Source organism: Pseudomonas sp. B13(2017) (genome assembly GCF_002113245.1).
Taxonomy (GTDB): domain Bacteria; phylum Pseudomonadota; class Gammaproteobacteria; order Pseudomonadales; family Pseudomonadaceae; genus Aquipseudomonas; species Aquipseudomonas putida_Z.
In genome coordinates, this window is sequence record NZ_NEJX01000004.1 from 296,165 (window position 1) to 312,901 (window position 16,737).

Annotated in this window: 12 protein-coding genes and 1 pseudogene; all 13 read left to right on the plus strand. The window is 67.1% G+C overall.

All coding sequences use genetic code 11. From position 1 onward, the window contains the following. Positions 1 to 41 precede the first annotated feature (41 nt). The 13 genes and pseudogenes from CAG44_RS08480 to CAG44_RS08540 all read left to right on the plus strand — a co-directional run bounded on the left by CAG44_RS08480 (position 42) and on the right by CAG44_RS08540 (position 16,719). Positions 42 to 932 carry a LysR family transcriptional regulator gene (locus CAG44_RS08480; RefSeq protein WP_085691911.1) on the plus strand — a complete coding sequence of 297 codons (891 nt, stop codon included), beginning with the start codon at positions 42 to 44 and terminating at the stop codon, positions 930 to 932. A 167-nt stretch (positions 933 to 1,099) separates the two neighbouring features. Beyond that, positions 1,100 to 2,133: pseudogene (locus tag CAG44_RS08485) on the plus strand (acyl-CoA dehydrogenase family protein). Further along, positions 2,130 to 3,074 (plus strand): D-isomer specific 2-hydroxyacid dehydrogenase family protein, encoded by a 945-nt coding sequence (locus tag CAG44_RS08490; RefSeq protein ID WP_085691912.1) that lies wholly within the window; start codon positions 2,130 to 2,132, stop codon positions 3,072 to 3,074. The pseudogene CAG44_RS08485 and the gene CAG44_RS08490 overlap by 4 nt, the downstream one beginning before the upstream one ends. A gap of 17 nt (positions 3,075 to 3,091) precedes the next feature. Continuing rightward, a complete protein-coding gene (locus CAG44_RS08495) occupies positions 3,092 to 3,886 on the plus strand; it encodes a class II aldolase/adducin family protein (protein ID WP_085691913.1) in 795 nt (264 codons plus the stop codon). 155 nt (positions 3,887 to 4,041) lie between these two features. After that, positions 4,042 to 5,661 carry an ABC transporter substrate-binding protein gene (locus CAG44_RS08500; RefSeq protein ID WP_085691914.1) on the plus strand — a complete coding sequence of 540 codons (1,620 nt, stop codon included), beginning with the start codon at positions 4,042 to 4,044 and terminating at the stop codon, positions 5,659 to 5,661. Continuing rightward, entirely contained in the window at positions 5,658 to 6,608 is a 951-nt protein-coding gene (locus CAG44_RS08505; protein ID WP_085588209.1) for an ABC transporter permease, read from the plus strand. Before CAG44_RS08500 ends, CAG44_RS08505 begins: the two co-directional genes overlap by 4 nt. Position 6,609: 1 nt before the next feature. Further along, positions 6,610 to 7,524: an ABC transporter permease gene (locus tag CAG44_RS08510; RefSeq protein ID WP_085588207.1), complete on the plus strand. Its 915-nt coding sequence runs from the start codon at positions 6,610 to 6,612 to the stop codon at positions 7,522 to 7,524. Continuing rightward, positions 7,521 to 9,140: an ABC transporter ATP-binding protein gene (locus CAG44_RS08515; RefSeq protein ID WP_085691915.1), complete on the plus strand. Its 1,620-nt coding sequence runs from the start codon at positions 7,521 to 7,523 to the stop codon at positions 9,138 to 9,140. Before CAG44_RS08510 ends, CAG44_RS08515 begins: the two co-directional genes overlap by 4 nt. 72 nt (positions 9,141 to 9,212) lie before the next feature. Further along, the gene (locus CAG44_RS08520; protein WP_085691916.1) at positions 9,213 to 10,547 is read left to right on the plus strand and encodes an LLM class flavin-dependent oxidoreductase; all 1,335 of its coding nucleotides are present in this window, start codon (positions 9,213 to 9,215) and stop codon (positions 10,545 to 10,547) included. 31 nt (positions 10,548 to 10,578) lie between these two features. Next, positions 10,579 to 11,679 (plus strand): LLM class flavin-dependent oxidoreductase, encoded by a 1,101-nt coding sequence (locus tag CAG44_RS08525; RefSeq protein WP_085691917.1) that lies wholly within the window; start codon positions 10,579 to 10,581, stop codon positions 11,677 to 11,679. Positions 11,680 to 12,196: 517 nt separating this feature from the next. Further along, positions 12,197 to 13,759, plus strand: a complete 1,563-nt coding sequence (locus CAG44_RS08530) for an FAD-dependent oxidoreductase (protein WP_085691918.1) — start codon at positions 12,197 to 12,199, stop codon at positions 13,757 to 13,759. A 19-nt stretch (positions 13,760 to 13,778) separates the two neighbouring features. Then, positions 13,779 to 14,273, plus strand: a complete 495-nt coding sequence (locus CAG44_RS08535) for a RidA family protein (RefSeq protein ID WP_085691919.1) — start codon at positions 13,779 to 13,781, stop codon at positions 14,271 to 14,273. Between the two features lie 34 nt (positions 14,274 to 14,307). Next, on the plus strand, positions 14,308 to 16,719 hold the full coding sequence (locus CAG44_RS08540; protein WP_085691920.1) for a TonB-dependent siderophore receptor: 2,412 nt from the start codon (positions 14,308 to 14,310) through the stop codon (positions 16,717 to 16,719). The last annotated feature ends 18 nt before the right edge of the window (positions 16,720 to 16,737 follow it).

The window sequence follows — 16,737 nt, forward strand, 5'->3', positions numbered from 1 at the left end:
GCTAATGCCTTATTTTCCCTCCGACCCTGTGAGCGCCAATTATGAAAATCGATGATATGGACGCCTTCGTCGCGGTCATCCGCTGCCAATCCACCAACCTCGCCGCCGAGGCCCTGCAACTGACGCAACCGGCGATCACCCGCCGGGTGCAGAACTTCGAGGAAGACCTTGGCGCCACCCTGCTCGACCGCAACACCAAGCCGCTCAGGCCCACCCCCATGGGCTTGCGGGTGTACGAGCAGTGCAAGGCGATCCTGCGCGAGATCGACTCGCTGCGCGAACTGGTGGCCAACGATGGCGCGCCTTCGGGCACCCTGCGCCTGGGTGTGCCGCAAACCCTGGGTGACGTGGTGCTGCTCGATGCCCTGGCGCAGATTCGCGAGGCCTACCCGCAATTGCGCACCCAGGTCAGCAGCGGTTGGGGCAGCAGCCTTATCGCGCGCATGGAAAACGCTGAACTGGACGCCGCCGCCGCGCTGTTCCCACCGGGCAAGATCTTCCCCGAAGGCATCGCCAGCCGCTCGATCGCGCGCATGCCGCTGAAGGTGGTAGCCGCCAAGGGCAGCGTCACCAAGCGCAGCTACAAGCTCAAGGACTGCTACACCCGTGGCTGGGTGCTCAACCCCGACGGCTGTGGTTTCCGCGCCGGTCTGCAGCGGGCGCTGAGTGAACAGGGGCTGAGCCTGTCGATCAACCTGGAAACCTTCGGCACCGAGTTGCAACTGGGCCTGGTCGCCAATGGCCAGGGCCTGGGGCTGGTGCCCGAACCACTGTTGCAGGCTAGCCGCCACCGCGATGCGCTGGATGTGATCAATGTCAGTGATTTCAAGCCGCAGGTAGACCTGTGGCTGTTCCATCCACGTTACCTGGGCAACCTGCAGGAACCGGTCGAGCTTTTCGGTGAGGTGGCAGGGCACAGGCTCCTGGGTTGACCACGCAGGGGCGCCTGGCGCCCCGCCAAAAAATGCAATTCATGCATAACAGTAAAAACAATAAATTATTAAAACAAATAATTAGCATAGAACCAAAAAGACTTTTACAGCGTTCATCCATACGAATACGGTCTTAACAACACACCGTCATTCAGGGATGAAACCCCATGAGTCACCCCTCCGACAGCGCCCTCGCCGAGCTGACGCAGGCCCTCGCGGCCAACGCCGAACGCTACGACCGCGGCGCGCAGTTCCCCCAGGACAATTTCGACCTGCTGCACCGCCACGGCCTGCTTGCCTTCACCGTACCCCGTGCGCTCGGTGGCGCTGGCGCGGACCTGGCCAGCGCCCGTCGGGTAATCGGCGCGGTCGGCAAGGGCGACCCGGCTACCGCGTTGATCCTGGTGATGCAGTACCTGCAGCACTTTCGTCTGCAGGACGAGGCCCGCTGGCCCGAACACCTGCGCCAGCGCGTGGCCCGCGATGCCGTGCATCAGGGCGCACTGATCAACGCCCTGCGCGTTGAACCCGAACTCGGCACCCCGGCCCGCGGCGGCCTGCCCGCCACCGTGGCGCGGCGCACAGCCGAGGGCTGGCGCCTGAGCGGGCGCAAGATCTACTCCACCGGCAGCCACGGCCTGACCTGGTACCTGGTCTGGGGCCGCAGCGACGACGCCGACCCGCTGGTCGGCGGCTTCCTGGTGCACCGCGACACGCCCGGCATCACCATCATCGATGACTGGGACCACCTGGGCATGCGCGCCACCTGCAGCCATGAAGTGCGCTTCGACGATGTGCTGATCCCCCTCGACCATGCCGTCAGCGTCAGCCCTGCAAGCGCACCGAAGGCCGAACTCGACGGCGAGAGCCTGCTGTGGATGGCCGTACTGCTGCCGGCGGTGTACGACGGCGTGGCCCGTGCCGCCCGCGACTGGCTGGCGGGTTTTCTCAAGCAGCGTGCCCCCTCCAACCTGGGCGCGCCGCTGGCCAGCCTGCCGCGCTTCCAGGACGTGCTGGGGCGCATCGACACCCTGCTGTTCGCCAACCAGGGCCTGCTTGACGCGGCAACCCCGGGCTGTCGCGGCGCAACCCACTGGAACGGCACTACCGCGACGTGCTCTGCAGCCGCATCCACACCCCACAGGACGATGTGGTGTTCGGCCAGGCCGGCCGCGCGGCGCTGGCGGAGGTGCACGCATGAGCCATTCGATCATCGCCAGCCAGCTCGACGCCCAGGCCAACCAGCACCTGCGCGAACACCTGCCGGACCATGAAGTCATCGATATCGCCCCCGGCCAGCTGGCCCTGCAAGCCCCTGCCGATGTATTCATCCTGCGCCCGATCAACGTGCGCGGGCAGCGCATCGACACCCCGCCGCCAGGCTGGCCCTGGGGCCTGAAGTGGGTGCAGCTGGTGTCCTCTGGCATCGACTTCTACCCCGACTGGGTGTTCCAGGGCACACCGGTCACCAGTGGCAAGGGCGCCAATGCCGAGCAGGTGGCCGAATTCGCCCTGGCCCTGGTGTTCGCCGCCGCCAAGCAACTGCCGCGGCTGTGGGTCAAGGATGCCGACTGGCGCCTGACCCCGCTGGCGCCGTTGCGCGGCCGCACCCTGGGCATTCTCGGTTTTGGCAGTATCGGCCAGAGCCTGGCGCGCAAGGCGGTGGCCCTTGGCATGCAGGTGCTGGCCTTGAATCGCACCGGCCAGGCGATCGCCGAGGTGCCCGGGGTGGAGCGCGCCGCCGACCTGCAGCAGTTGTTCGCTGGCAGCGACCACCTGGTGCTGGCCGCCCCACTCACCGCCGCCACCCGTGGCCTGGTCGACCGTCAGGTGCTGGCCCATGCCCGCCCTGACCTGCACCTGATCAACATCGCCCGCGGTGGCCTGCTTGACCAGCAGGCCCTGCTCGAGGCCCTGGACAGCGGCCTGATCGGCCGCGCCAGCCTGGATGTCACCGACCCCGAGCCGCTGCCCGCCGGCCACCCGCTGTATCACCACCCACGGGTGTTCCTGTCGCCGCACACCTCGGCCATTTCCGAGGACGGCTACCCGGCCCTGCTCGAAGCCTTCATCGCCAACTTCCACCGCTACCGCGAGCAGGCGCCCCTGGCCAACCTGGTCGACACCGCGCGCGGCTACTGATTACCGGAGAGCACACCATGAGTTCACTGTCTGCCGTCACTACCAGCACCGACAAGGTGCGCGACCGGGTCAGCGCCGAAGAGTGGGAGGTGCGGGTCAAACTGGCTGCCGCCTACCGCCTGGCCGCCCTGTTCCGCTGGACCGACCACATCTACACGCACTTTTCGGCCCGCGTACCGGGGCCGGACGAACACTTCCTGATCAACGCCTTCGGCCTGCTGTTCGACGAAATCACCGCCTCCAACCTGGTCAAGGTCGACGTCGACGGCACCATCATCGACGACCCGCTGGGGCTGGGCATCAACCAGGCCGGCTACGTGATCCACAGCGCAATCCACCGCGCCCGCCCCGACCTGAAGGCCGTTCTGCACACCCACACCCGCGACGGCGCAGCGGTATCGGCTCAGCGCGACGGCCTGCTGCCGATCTCCCAGCATGCCTTGGCCTATTACAGCCGGGTGGTTTACCACGACTACGAAGGCGTGGCCCTGGACCTGGACGAACAGCAGCGGCTGGTGGCCAACCTGGGCGACAGCAACATCCTCATCCTGCGCAACCACGGGTTGCTCACCGGGGGGATCAGCGTCGAGCACGCGTTCCGTGAGCTGCATGGGCTGGAGCGTGCCTGCAACATCCAGGTGGCGGCCCAGGCCGGGGGCAATGACCAGCTGCTGCATGCATCGCAGGCGGCGATTGCCAAGGTGCATGAACAGTCGAAGCGGTTTTCCGATGGCAAGGGGGAAGGCATCCAGCGGCATTGGGATGCGTTGATCCGGCAGCTGGACCGCCAGGGCCGCGATTACCAGGACTGACTGGAAGGCAGCTGCCCTCTGTACCGGCCTCTTCGCGGGCAAGCCCGCTCCCACAGGTACGGCGCACCACTCAAGGAAAGTGAAATCCCTGTGGGAGCGGGCATGCCCGCGAAGAGACCGGCACAGGTAACCCCAATTCAATGAAGGACCATCCCATGCCCCGACTGCACCGCCTGTTCGCCATCAGCTCCCTGGCCCTGGCCCTCACCGCCTGCTCCCCCGCCGGCAACACCTCGGCCAGCAACACCCTGAACATCGCCTTCTGGGGCGACAACACCACCATGGTCAGCGTCGACCCCTTCCAGGTCTACTGGCTGGAGCACCGCGTACTGCTGCGCAACGTGGCCGAGTCCCTGACCGACCAGGACCCGCAAACCGGCCGCATCATTCCCTGGCTGGCAAAAAGCTGGGAGGTCAGTGCCGATACCCTGAGCTACACCTTCCAGCTGCGCCAGGACGTCACCTTCAGCAACGGCGAACGCTTCGACGCCCACGCCGTGAAAACCGCCTTCGACAGCAACAAGGCCTTCGCCACGCAGCTGCCGGCCACCTTCGGTGCCACCTACCTGGCCGGCTATGACCACGCCGAGGTGCTGGACGACTTCACCGTGCGCCTGGTCCTGGCCAAACCCAATGCCGGTTTCCTGCAGGCCACCTCGACCACCAACCTGGCCATCCTTGCGCCGGCCTCCTACAAGCTGACCGCCCAGGCGCGCTCGCTGGGCAACATCATCGGCACCGGCCCGTTCATTCTCGAGCACTACACCCCGGAGGTGGGCGCACGGCTGGTCAAGCGCGCCGACTACGCCTGGCCATCAGCCAACATGCACAACCAGGGCCCGGCGCACCTGGATGCCGTGGACATCAGCTACATCCCCGAGGAAAGCGTGCGCAACGGCCTGTTCCTGCAGGGCAAGGCCGACATCCTGTGGCCGCGCAACCCGTTCTCGGAAGTCGACATGAAGCTGTTCCAGTCCAAGGGCGCGACCATCCAGAGCCGCTCGCTGCCGGGCCCGGCGCTCAACCTCTACCCCAACACCCGCAACGACCGCCTGCTAGCCGACCGCCAGGTGCGCCTGGCACTGCAGAAGGCCATCGACCGCACCAGCTACGCGCATACCGTGTACAACGCCGCGTTCCCGGTGGTGAGCGGCGTTTACGACGTCACCACGCCGTACTTCAAGCCCCAGGCCGACAAGCTCGCCTATGACCCTACGGGCGCCGAGCAACTGCTCGAGGCCGCCGGCTGGCACAAGGGCGAGGACGGCTACCGGCACAAGAACGGCCAGCGCCTGACCCTGCGCTACAACCTGACCCCGGCCGAAAGCGCCGGTGACGTGCTTGTGCAGGACCAGTTGCGCAAGGTCGGCATCGACCTGAAGCTCAATGTGCTGACCCGCGCCGAATGGGTGGCCGGGAACGCGTCCGGCAACTACGACCTGACCTCCACCTACATGACCCGCGCCGACCCGATCATCCTGCAGACCATCCTCGACCCGCGGGCAGCAAGCAGCACCACGTTGGCCACCAACACCTACGAACCGCAAACCCTGGCCAGGGCCCAGGCGCTGTTCGACAGCGGCATCACCGCCACCGCCGCCCCGCAACGGGCCCAGGCCTACGGCCAGCTGCAGGACCTGCTGGTCGACGAGGCGTCGGCGTTCCCGCTGTACGAACGCGTCTGGCAAGCCGCCACCGCGCCGCGGGTCAAGGACTTCCGCTGGACTGCAGAAGGCTTCGCGCTGCTCAGTGACATCCAGGTCGGCCAGCCATGAAACGCTACCTGATCGGCCGCATCGGCCAGGCCCTGTTGGTGCTGTGGGGCGCCTACACCATCACCTACTTCATCCTCTACCTGCTGCCGGGCGACACCCTGGCGATCATGCTCAGCGCCTCGGGCATGGAGGCCGATGGCCTGTCACCCGAGGACCTGGCCAAGGCCCGTGCCTACTACGGGCTGGACAAGGGGTTGTTCGAGCAGTACTTCGACCTGCTGTGGCGCGCCCTGCACGGTGACCTCGGGCAGTCGCTGTCGCTGGGCCGGCCGGTCACCGCGCTGCTGGCCGAGCGCCTGCCGCAGACCCTGGCCCTTGCCGGCGCGGCCATCGCCCTGTCGCTGCTGGCCGGGGTCGGCCTGGCCTACCTGACCGCCTACCTGCAATGGCGGCCACTGAAGACCGCCCTGGCACGCCTGCCGTCGCTGGGTTTCTCGGTGCCGGTGTTCTGGATGGGCCTGCTGCTAATCCAGGTATTTGCCTTCGGCCTCGGCTGGTTCCCGGCCACCGGCAGCCAGGGCCTGGCCAGCCTGGTGCTGCCGGCGATCACCTTGGCGATCCCCAGCGCCGCGGTGTACGCCCAGGTGCTGCAGCGTGGCTTCCAGGGCGTGTGGCAGGAACCCTACATCACCACCGCCTTCGCCAAGGGCCTGAGCCGGGCCCAGGTGCAGGCGCGCCATGGCTTGCGCAACGCGGCCTTGCCGCTGTTGACCCTGATCGGCCTGCAGGTCGGCAATACGGTATCCGGCGCGGTGCTGGTGGAAACCATCTTCTCGCGCAACGGCGTCGGCCGCCTGGCACAGGAGGCCGTGCTGCGCCAGGACATCCCGGTGGTGCTGGCGATCGTCGCGGTATCGGCCACCGCCTTCGTGGTGGTGAACCTGATCGTCGACCTGCTCTACCCGTACCTCGACCCACGCATCACCCACACGGCCAAGGTGAGCTGAGATGACCATCGACCTTTCCCTGTCCCCGATCGACACCCAGCCCACGGGCGAGGTGGCACACCCTGCCGGCGCCTGGAAGCGGCGCACGCACCTGCAGCGCGCCCGGCAGGCCCTGCTCCCGCTACTGCGCCGGCCCGGCTTCAGCCTGGCGCTATTGATCGTGCTGTTCGCCCTGTTCGCGGCACTGGCCCCGCAGTTGCTGACCAGCTTCGACCCCTACGCCACCTCGCCCGCCGACAAGCTCAGCGCCCCCGGCGTGGTGCACTGGTTCGGCACCGACGAGCTGGGTCGCGACCTGTATACCCGCGTGGTCTATGGCGCGCGCCTGTCGGTGCTGGCCGCATTGCTGGCGGTGGCCATCGCCCTGCTCGGGGGCCTCGGCCTGGGCGTGCTGGCCGGCTTTTCCGGTGGGCGCGTCGACGCGGCGCTGATGCGCCTGATCGATGTGTTGCTGGCACTGCCCGGCCTGCTGCTGGCCTTGGCCATCGTCACCGCGATCGGCTTTGGCACGGTGCCGGTGGCAGTCGCCGTGGGCGTCGGCATCATCCCGGGCTTTGCCCGCACCACCCGCGCCGAAGTGCTGCGCATCAAGACCCTGCCCTATGTCGAGGCCGCCCGCCTGGGCGGCGCCAGCTGGGCGCGCACACTGCTGCGCCATGTGCTGCCCAACGCCTGGGGTCCGGTGGCGGTGCTCGCCACCCTGGACTTCGGCGCCGCCATCCTGGCCACCGCCGGGCTGAGCTTCCTCGGCTTCGGCGCGGCGCCGCCGGCGGCGGAATGGGGCACGCTGATCGCCAACGGCCGCCACTTCCTGATCACCGCCCCTTGGGTCTCCCTGCTGCCGGGGCTGTTCGTGGTGGCCGTGGTGTTCAGCCTCAACCACCTGGCGCGCAGCGCCGAGGAGCATGCCCGATGAGCCAGCGCCCCCTGATCGAGGTCCGCGACCTGAGTGTCAGCTACACCTTCGCCGGGCAACCCATCCAGGCCTTGCGCCGGCTGTCGTTCAGCCTGGCACAGGGCGAGACGCTGGCCATCGTCGGCGAGTCCGGCTCGGGCAAGTCGACCCTGGCCAATACCCTGCTCGGCCTGCTGCCGGGCAATGCCCGCATCGAGCAGGGCCAGCTGTGGGTCGACGGCGTGGATGTGGCCCGGGCCAGCGAGCGTACCCGGCGCCAGTTGCGCGGGCGCACCATCGGCCTGGTACCGCAGGACCCGATGGTCAGCCTCAACCCGACCCTGCGCATCGGCCGGCAGATTGCCGAGGCCTTGCTGCTGGCTCGCGGCCGACGCTACCCGACGGTGGATGCCGAGGTGCTGGAACTGCTGGCCCAGGTCGGCCTGGACGACCCGGCGCTGCGCGCCCGCCAGTACCCCCATGAACTCTCCGGCGGCATGCGCCAGCGGGTGCTGATCGCCATCGCCCTGGCCGGCGAGCCGCGGCTGATCATCGCCGACGAGCCCACCAGCGCGCTGGACGTGACGGTGCAGCGGCGCATCCTCGACCACCTGCAACGGCTGGTGGCCGAGCGCGGCATCGCGCTGCTGATCATCACCCATGACCTGGGCATGGCCTGCGACCGCGCCGACCGCCTGCTGGTCATGAAACAGGGTGAGCTCGTCGAGCAGGCCTCGCCCAGGCAGATCCTCTGGGGCGCACGGCAGCCCTACACCCGCGACCTGCTCAACGCCGCGCCGGCCTTCGTGCCACGGCGCAGGCCTGGCGCGCCGAGGGGCCAGGCAGCGCTGCTGCGCCTGAGCAACGTCGGCAAGCACTTCGCGTTGCCCGGCCAGGATGCCCACTTCACCGCCCTGCATGACCTGAACCTTGAGGTGCATGCCGGGCAGACCCTGGCCATCGTCGGCGAGTCGGGCTCAGGCAAGAGCACCGCCCTGCGGATCGCCCTCGGGCTGGAAAAGCCCAGCCACGGGCGGGTGGAGTTCGCTGGCGTGGACGTCAGTGCCTGCAGCTGGCGGCAGTTCCGCCCCCTGCGCCGGCGCATCCAGCTGGTGCAGCAGAACCCGTTCGCCGCGCTCGACCCGCGCTTCACCGTGTTCGACAGCATCGTCGAACCGCTGGTGTCGTTCGACCTGCTCAAGGGCGAAGCCCTGGAGCGCAGGGCCCGTGAACTGATCACGCGGGTGCACCTGCCGGTGCACTTCCTCGACCGCCTGCCCCGGGAGCTGTCGGGCGGCCAGCGCCAACGGGTGGCGATCGCCCGGGCATTGGCCCTGGAGCCCGAGGTGCTGCTGCTCGACGAACCGGTCAGTGCGCTGGACGTGTCGGTGCAGGCGCAGATCCTCGCCCTGCTGGATGAGCTGCAGCGCGAGCTGGGAATGGCCTATGTGCTGGTCTCCCACGACCTGGCGGTGGTGGCGAGCATGGCCGACCAGGTGCTGGTGCTGCAGCGCGGCCAGGTGGTCGAGCAAGGGCCGGCGGTGCAGGTGTTCGGCCAACCGGCCAGCGCCTATACGCGAGCGCTGATCGAGGCGATACCCGGGCATTCGCGCAGCGTGCTGCCCGTGGCGGTTTGACCGTTTTGCCGTGCGGCACGGGCGTGCCGCGCGGATCAGACATTGAGGCCTATCTGGCAAGAGGTATTGAACGTGAGCAAAAGACAGATCCATCTCGGCGCGATGATCCACGGTGTAGGCCACGGCTGGGGCGAATGGCGGCACCCCGAGGCGCTGGCCGACGCCAGCGTCAACTTCGGTTTCTACAAGCAGCAGGCGCAATTGGCCGAGGCGGCCAAGTTCGATTTCGCCTTCATCGCCGACAGCCTGCACATCCATGCCCGCTCCAGCCCCCACTACCTCAACCGCTTCGAGCCGCTGACCATTCTCTCTGCACTGGCGGCGGTCACCACCCATATCGGCCTGGTGGCCACGGTCACGGTCAGCTATACCGAACCGTTCCAGGTCGCCCGCCAGCTCGCCTCGCTGGACCTGATCAGCGGCGGCCGCGCCGGCTGGAACGTGGTCACCTCATGGCTGTCGGGCACCGCCGACAACTTCGGCAAGGACCAGCACCCACCCCACGCCGTGCGCTACCGCATCGCCCGCGAGCATGTCGAGGTGGTCAAGGGCCTGTGGGACTCCTGGGAAGACGACGCCTTCACCCGCGACAAGCAGAGCGGCGAATTCTTCGACCCGGCCAAGTTGCACACCCTGGGCCACAAGGGCGAGTTCTTCAAGGTCAAGGGCCCGCTGAACATCCAGCGCTCGCCCCAGGGCCAGCCGCTGATCTTCCAGGCCGGCGTGTCGGAGGACGGGCGCAACTTCGCCGCGCAGAACGCCGATGCAATCTTCGTCAACCCCGAGTCGTTCAGCGATGCCCGCGCCTACTACCAGGATTTGAAGCAACGCGCCGCAAGCCATGGCCGCGACCCGGACCAGCTGTTCATCCTGCCGGGCATCCGCCCCATCGTCGGCCGCGACGAAGCAGAGGTGGAGCGCCGCTACCAGCAGGCCGTCGACCTGGTGAGCATCGAGGACGCCCTGGTCGCCCTCGGCCGCCCGTTCAACGACTACGACTTCAGCCAGCACGAGCTGGATGCACCGTTCCCCGACCTGGGCACCCTTGGCGACAACAGCCACAAGGGCACCGCCGACCAGTTGAAGCAACTGGCCCGCGACGAAAGCCTGAGCCTGCGCCAACTGGCCTTGCGCTTCTCGCGCCCAAGACGCGACTTCACCGGCACCCCCGAGCAGGTCGCCAACGCCTTGCAGGACTGGTTCGAAGACGGCGCCGCCGACGGCTTCATCATCAACTCGCTGCTGCCCGATGGCCTGCAGTATTTCACCGAGCTGGTGGTGCCCCTGCTGCAAGCGCGCGGCCTGGTGCGCAGCGAATACAGCGGCAGCACCTTGCGCGACAGCTTTGGCCTGAGCGTTCCGACCAACCGCAACACGCTGCGCCGCAGGCAGATCGCAGCTGCCTGAATCCGCCCCACACGAAAAGGAGTTCCATTGCATGAGCCTAGAATTCATCGGCCTCATCGGCCCCCAGGAAAGCAGCGAATCACAGGCCCCGCGCGGCCCGCTGGTCGACCTTGATTTCATCAAGGCCTTCGCCCAGGCCCAGGAATACGCCGGCTTCGACAAGGCCCTGCTGGCAGTCAACACCAGCGCGCCGGACTCGATGATACTGGCCAGCTACGTAGCCGCGCTGACCGAGCGCATCGGCCTGCTGGTGGCGCACCGCCCCGGCTTCCAGGCGCCAACCTTCGCCGCCCGCCAGTTCGCTACCCTCGACCAGCTCAGCCGCGGCCGCGCCTCGATCAACGTGATCACCGGCGGCGACAGCGGCGACCTGCAGCGCGACGGCGACTTTCTCGACAAGGATGCCCGCTACGCCCGCACCGACGAATACCTGCAGGTACTACGCAACACCTGGACGCAGACCACACCGTTCGACCACCACGGCGAGCATTACCGGGTGGAAGACAACCTGACCCTGGTCAAGCCGGTGGGCAAGCTACCGGTGTACTTCTCCGGCGCTTCGGACGCGGCGGTGGAGGTCGCGGCGAAACACGCCGATGTGTACATGATGTGGGGGGAGCCACTGGAGCAGGTGCGCGAGCGCATTGCCCAGGTGCGCAAGGCCGCAGCCCGCCACGGGCGGGAGAATCACATCCGCTTCAGCCTGTCGCTGCGGCCGATCCTGGGGGCCACCGAGGAAGAGGCCTGGGCGCGGGCCGAACGCATCCTGGCCGATGCCAGGCAGCGCATTGGCATCCGCCAGGGCAACCGCCGCGAGAAGAATTTCGGCAAGAGCAATGTCGGCTCCGAGCGCCTGGTACAGCTGGCCGGCCAGCGCAAGGTGCACGATACCCGGCTGTGGACCGAAATCGCAGCTTTGGGCGGCGGGGCCGGCAATTCCACCTCACTGGTGGGCACGCCCGAGCAGGTGGCCGAAGCGGCGCTGGCCTACTACGAACTGGGTGTGAGCACCTTCCTGTTCCGTGGTTTCGAGCAGTTGCGCGATGCCGTGGAGTACGGACAGGAGCTGATTCCGCGGATCCGCGCGCTGGTGGCCCAGCGTGAGGCAGGACGCAGTACGCGTTCTGCATAGGCCCTGCCGCCTGTGCAGGCCCTTTCGCGGACAAGCTCGCGCTCACGGAACTGCACAGGACTCGTCGCCCCAGCCCTTTGGGCCGCGCTGTCGCACAGATAACTGAATTCGCAAGCGATCCTCGTACCCTGTGGGAGCGGCTTTAGCCGCGAAGAATCCAACACTGTGCATGGCACCGGCTGCGCCGGTGTTCGCGGCTAAAGCCGCTCCCACAGGGTCCCTGCTAATTCAATGAGTTATGTGCAGTTCTATGAGAGCGGGCTTCGCGGCGGTTCGACGCCTCGATGCACCCGCTTCAACATCAGTATTACGCATTTCTACTGATTAGCTTTATCAGCAATAAACATAATTAATATAGAACCAAAAAGCCTTTCACAGCACCGTGAAAGTCCATTAGGTTCTGTAAACCGACCCCAACATGGCGGAGGCAAATGGATTTGTGCCAGCCGCCGTCGGGTCCCTCCCTTCGATCCGCCCGTTGCGCACATCCGAACCCAACCTTCTCGGAGCATGCGACATGGGATTGTCCCGTAGAGACCTGATCACCCGCCTCGCCGCCATTGGCGGCTATTCGGCAGCCCTGGGCGCGCTGGGGCAGAATGCCCTGGCTGCCACCTTCCAACCCCTGCAACTGGCCGCAAGCGGCGGCAACGGCAAGCGCGTGGTGATTGTCGGCGCTGGTATTTCCGGCCTGGTATCCGCCTACGAGCTGCGCAAGGCCGGCTTTTCGGTCACCGTGCTGGAGGCCCGCGAGCGGGTCGGTGGCCGGGTCTGGACCTTGCGCCAGGGCGACCGCGTCGAGCACAACGACGGCAGTTCGCAAACCGTCGAGTTCGACCCGGGCCACTTCTTCAACGCCGGCGCCGCGCGCCTGCCCAGCCATCACCTGACCATCCTCGGCTACTGCCGTGAGCTGGGCGTGGAGCTGCAGGTGCTGGTCAACAGCAGCCGCAACGCCCTGGCCCAGCCAGACCTGGCTCGCCCGCCGCTGCTGCTGCGCCAGGCAGTCAACGACACCCGCGGGCACTTCAGTGAACTGCTGGCGCGCAGTGTCAGCCGCAACTCCCTCGATGCCGAGCTCGACAGCAGCCAGCGCAAGGCCTTGCTGGACTTCCTCAAGGTCTACGGCGACCTCGACAGCCAGCAGCAGTACCGCGGTTCGGTACGCGCCGGCTACACCCGCTTCGCCGGCGCCGGCGACCAGACCCCGATCCAGCGCCAGCCAGTGCCGCTGGACCAACTGCTGGACAGCAACCTGCTATTGCCGCTGGTGTTCGACGAAATCCCCGAGTTCTCCTCGACCATGTTCCAGCCGGTCGGCGGCATGGACCAGATTCCCAAGGCGTTCTATCGCCAGGTCAAGGACAGCGTGCGCCTGGGCGCCGAGGTGCTGGGGGTGGACACCGGTGACAACGGTGCCAAGGTGGTCTGGCGCGACCGCAAGAGCGGCCAGCAGCACGTCGAACAGGCCGACTACGCCATCGTAACCCTGCCCCTGCCACTGCTGGCCAAGCTACCGAACAACTTCGACAAGGCCTTCAGGCAGGCCATCGCCAGCGCCGAAGGCGACAAGGCCAACAAGGTGGCCTGGCAGTCGCCGCGCTTCTGGGAAACCGACTTCCAGATCTATGGCGGGCTCAGCTACATCAACCACGAAGCCCGCACCCTGTGGTACCCCAGCGATCACCTCAACAGCGCCCAGGGTGTGCTGGTCGCCACCTACAACACGGGCGCGGTGGCCCAGCAGTTTGCCGCCAAGCCGCTGCAGGCCCAGGTCGCCTCCTCGCGCCAGGCGGTGGAATCGCTGCACCCCGGCCACAGCCACAAGCTGGCCAGGCCGGTGGTGGTGAACTGGTCGAAGATCCCTTTCAGCGAAGCGCCGTGGATCGTCCACGACGAAGTCGCCCAGCCCGGCTACGACCTGCTCAACCAGCCCCAGGGGCGTACCTGGCTGGCCAGCGACGCCCTGGCCCATGGCGGCGTGGGCATCTGGCAGAACAGTGCCGCCGAGTCCGCCCGCCGGGTGGTCGGCCTGATTGCCAAACACGCCAGCCAGACCACCCGCGGCGTTGCCGCCTGACCTGCAAGGAACCACCCCCATGCCTCGTCTTCTTCTGCTTGCCGGAGTACTCATGTCGCTCACCCTCAACGCCCACGCCGACGGCATCAAGCGCATCGCGCCACCCGGCTCGAACTTCCCCATCTCGCAGCTGGTCACGGTACCGGCCGGCAGCCAGCTGACGTTCATCAGCGGCACCCTGCCCGACGTGGCCGACCCAAAGGCGCCCAAGGGTAGCGTTGCAGCGCTGGGCAACACCGAAACCCAGGCCCGCTCGGTGCTGAACAAGCTGCGCACGGCGCTGCACAGCCAGGGCCTGGACCTTGGCGACATCGTCCAGTTGCGGGTGTTCCTGGTAGGTGACCCGGCCAACGGCGGCGCCCTCGACTTCGCCGGGTTGCAGGCGGCCTACACCGAGTTCTTCGCCACCGCCGAGCAACCCCGTACACCGACCCGCACCGCCATCCAGGTGGTTGCCCTGCCATTGCCGGGCGCGCTGGTGGAAATAGACGCGATCGCGGCCAAGGCGCCGTAAGTGCGCCAGCCATGCCAGACAAGGAACTGCGTGCATGAAGCCAGCTTTTAAAACTGCCTCTTTTTTCGGCGTGGCCCTGGCCGCCGGGCTGCACAACGCACCCAGCCTGGCCGAGGAGCCCGCCGCCCAGGCCTTGGGCACGGTGATCGTCACCGGCAACCGTGGCAGCGAGAAACGCACCGTAACCAGCAGCCCGGTGCCCATCGACGTGATCAGCGCCAAGCAGTTGCAGGAAACCGGCAAGCCCGGCCTGATGGAAGCCCTCAGCGCCAGCGTGCCGTCGCTGACCTTGCCGGAAAAGACCGGCTGGGACGCCAGCGGCATGGCCCGCGCCCCTAACCTGCGCGGCCTCAACGCTGCCCAGGTGCTGGTGCTGGTCAACGGCAAGCGCCGCCATACCAGCGCTACGCTCAACATCAGCGGCATCAATGCCGGCGCAGCCCCCGCCGACCTCGACCTGATTCCCATCAGTGCCATCGACCATGTCGAGGTGCTGCGTGATGGTGCGGCCGCCCAATACGGCTCCGACGCCATCGCCGGGGTGATCAACGTGATCCTCAAGGCCGACGCCAGCGGCACCGCCGTGACCACTGCGGGCCAGGGCTACGACGGCAAGAAGCAGACCGTGCAGCAAAGCCTGAACAAGGGCTTCGAGATCGGCCGCGACGGCATCGTCCAGCTGGCACTGGACGCCCGCAGCCAGAACGACGACAACAAGGCCAGCGCCAATGGCTACAGCCAGGCCGAAGCCCTGGACCGCGCCGGCAAGGTTACCTACGGCGGCTATGGCACGCCGAAGATCAACCTTCTGACCCTGGGCTACAACGCCGAACTGCCGCTGCAGGACGACCTGACGCTCTACTCGTTCAGCACCTGGTCGTACCGCAAGGCCGAGCAGGGCCAGAACTTCCGCCTGCCGACCATCGTCAACACCATCACCACCGGGCCCAACGGACGCCCCTCGGGCTACACGCCCACCTGGTACATCGAGGAATACGACTACCAGGCGGCGTTTGGCGCCAGGGGCCTGGCCGGCGAATGGGACTGGGACCTGTCCAGTACCTACGGGCGCAACGAGGCCGAACAGGGCACCTGGAACAACCAGAACCCGTCACTGGGCGAGGCCACGCCCAACCATTTCGAATCCGGCACCTGGGTCAGCTCGCAACTGACCAGCAACCTCGACCTGCACCGCAGCTTCGAGGTTGGGCTGACCAAGCCGCTGGACTTCTCTTGGGGCCTGGAACAGCGCCGCGATACCTACCAGGTGCAGGCTGGCGACTGGGCCAGCTGGGCCGACGGTGGCTACTGCAAGGCGCCCGGCAATTGCGCCGCCTCCGGCGCCCAGGTCACCAACGGCATCTCCCCCGCCGAGGCCGCCAGTGCCAGCCGCAACAGCTACGCCGGTTACCTGGACGTGGGTTTCAACCCGCTGCCGCAGTGGTACTGGGGCGCTGCCCTGCGCTACGAGCACTATGATCGCAATATCGGGGCCACCCGCAGCGGCAAGCTGACCACCCGCTACGAGCTGACCCCCGAACTGGCCGTGCGGGCGACGGTGAGCAACGGCTTCCGCGCGCCGTCCTTGGCCAACAACCTGTTCAGCGCCCGCTCCACCACCTACGGCGTGGTCGACGGCGTGTACCAGTCGATCAACTATGGCGTGCTGCCGGTGGATTCGGCCGCCGCCAAGGCGCTGGGCGCCGAACCACTGAAACCGGAGAAGTCCACCAACTACAGCCTGGGGCTGGCCTGGCAGCCCGGCGAGCGCCTGGCCTTCACCGCCGATGCCTACCTGATCAACGTGCGCGACCGCATCACCCTCACCGGTACCCTGCTCGGCCCCGAGGTCACCCAGGCCCTGCTCGCCAACGGTATCGACTCGACCTCGGGCGGCCAGTACTTCACCAACGGCGCCGATACCCGCACCAAGGGCCTGGACCTGGTGGGCAGCTACGACCAGGACCTGGGCGGTGCAGGGACGGTGAAGTGGACGGCGGCCTTCAACTGGAACGACACCGAGATCCTCGACTACAAGCAGAGCGTGAACATCCTTGGCACGCCCTACGAGCTGATGAATCGCCAGGCGCGCAACCTGCTGACCGAGGTACAACCGCACACCAAGCTGATCCTTGGCGGCAACTGGCGCCTGGATCGCTACCGGGTCAACCTGGGGCTGACCCGCTACGGATCCTGGCGCGAGGTGAATGCCGCCAACGACCGTTCGCTGGACCGCGAGTACAAAGCGCGCTGGATCACCGACCTGGATGCAGGCTACCAGTTGACCAAGGACCTGGAGCTGGCGATCGGGGCGCGCAACCTGTTCGATATCTACCCCGAGCGCCAGGCACCGAGCAGCAAGACCATGGTCAAGGGATACGGGGTGTACTCGCCCTATGGCTTTACCGGCGGGTATTACTTCGGGCGGGTGACCTACACCTTCTGATTCGTGACAAGCCGGCCG

Excerpts from the sequence above, each read along its gene's own strand:
- CAG44_RS08480 (WP_085691911.1), top strand. The coding sequence starts at position 42 with ATGAAAATCGATGATATGGACGCCTTCGTCGCGGTCATCCGCTGCCAA.
- CAG44_RS08490 (WP_085691912.1), top strand. The coding sequence starts at position 2,130 with ATGAGCCATTCGATCATCGCCAGCCAGCTCGACGCCCAGGCCAACCAG.
- CAG44_RS08495 (WP_085691913.1), top strand. The coding sequence starts at position 3,092 with ATGAGTTCACTGTCTGCCGTCACTACCAGCACCGACAAGGTGCGCGAC.
- CAG44_RS08500 (WP_085691914.1), top strand. The coding sequence starts at position 4,042 with ATGCCCCGACTGCACCGCCTGTTCGCCATCAGCTCCCTGGCCCTGGCC.
- CAG44_RS08505 (WP_085588209.1), top strand. The coding sequence starts at position 5,658 with ATGAAACGCTACCTGATCGGCCGCATCGGCCAGGCCCTGTTGGTGCTG.
- CAG44_RS08510 (WP_085588207.1), top strand. The coding sequence starts at position 6,610 with ATGACCATCGACCTTTCCCTGTCCCCGATCGACACCCAGCCCACGGGC.
- CAG44_RS08515 (WP_085691915.1), top strand. The coding sequence starts at position 7,521 with ATGAGCCAGCGCCCCCTGATCGAGGTCCGCGACCTGAGTGTCAGCTAC.
- CAG44_RS08525 (WP_085691917.1), top strand. The coding sequence starts at position 10,579 with ATGAGCCTAGAATTCATCGGCCTCATCGGCCCCCAGGAAAGCAGCGAA.
- CAG44_RS08530 (WP_085691918.1), top strand. The coding sequence starts at position 12,197 with ATGGGATTGTCCCGTAGAGACCTGATCACCCGCCTCGCCGCCATTGGC.
- CAG44_RS08535 (WP_085691919.1), top strand. The coding sequence starts at position 13,779 with ATGCCTCGTCTTCTTCTGCTTGCCGGAGTACTCATGTCGCTCACCCTC.
- CAG44_RS08540 (WP_085691920.1), top strand. The coding sequence starts at position 14,308 with ATGAAGCCAGCTTTTAAAACTGCCTCTTTTTTCGGCGTGGCCCTGGCC.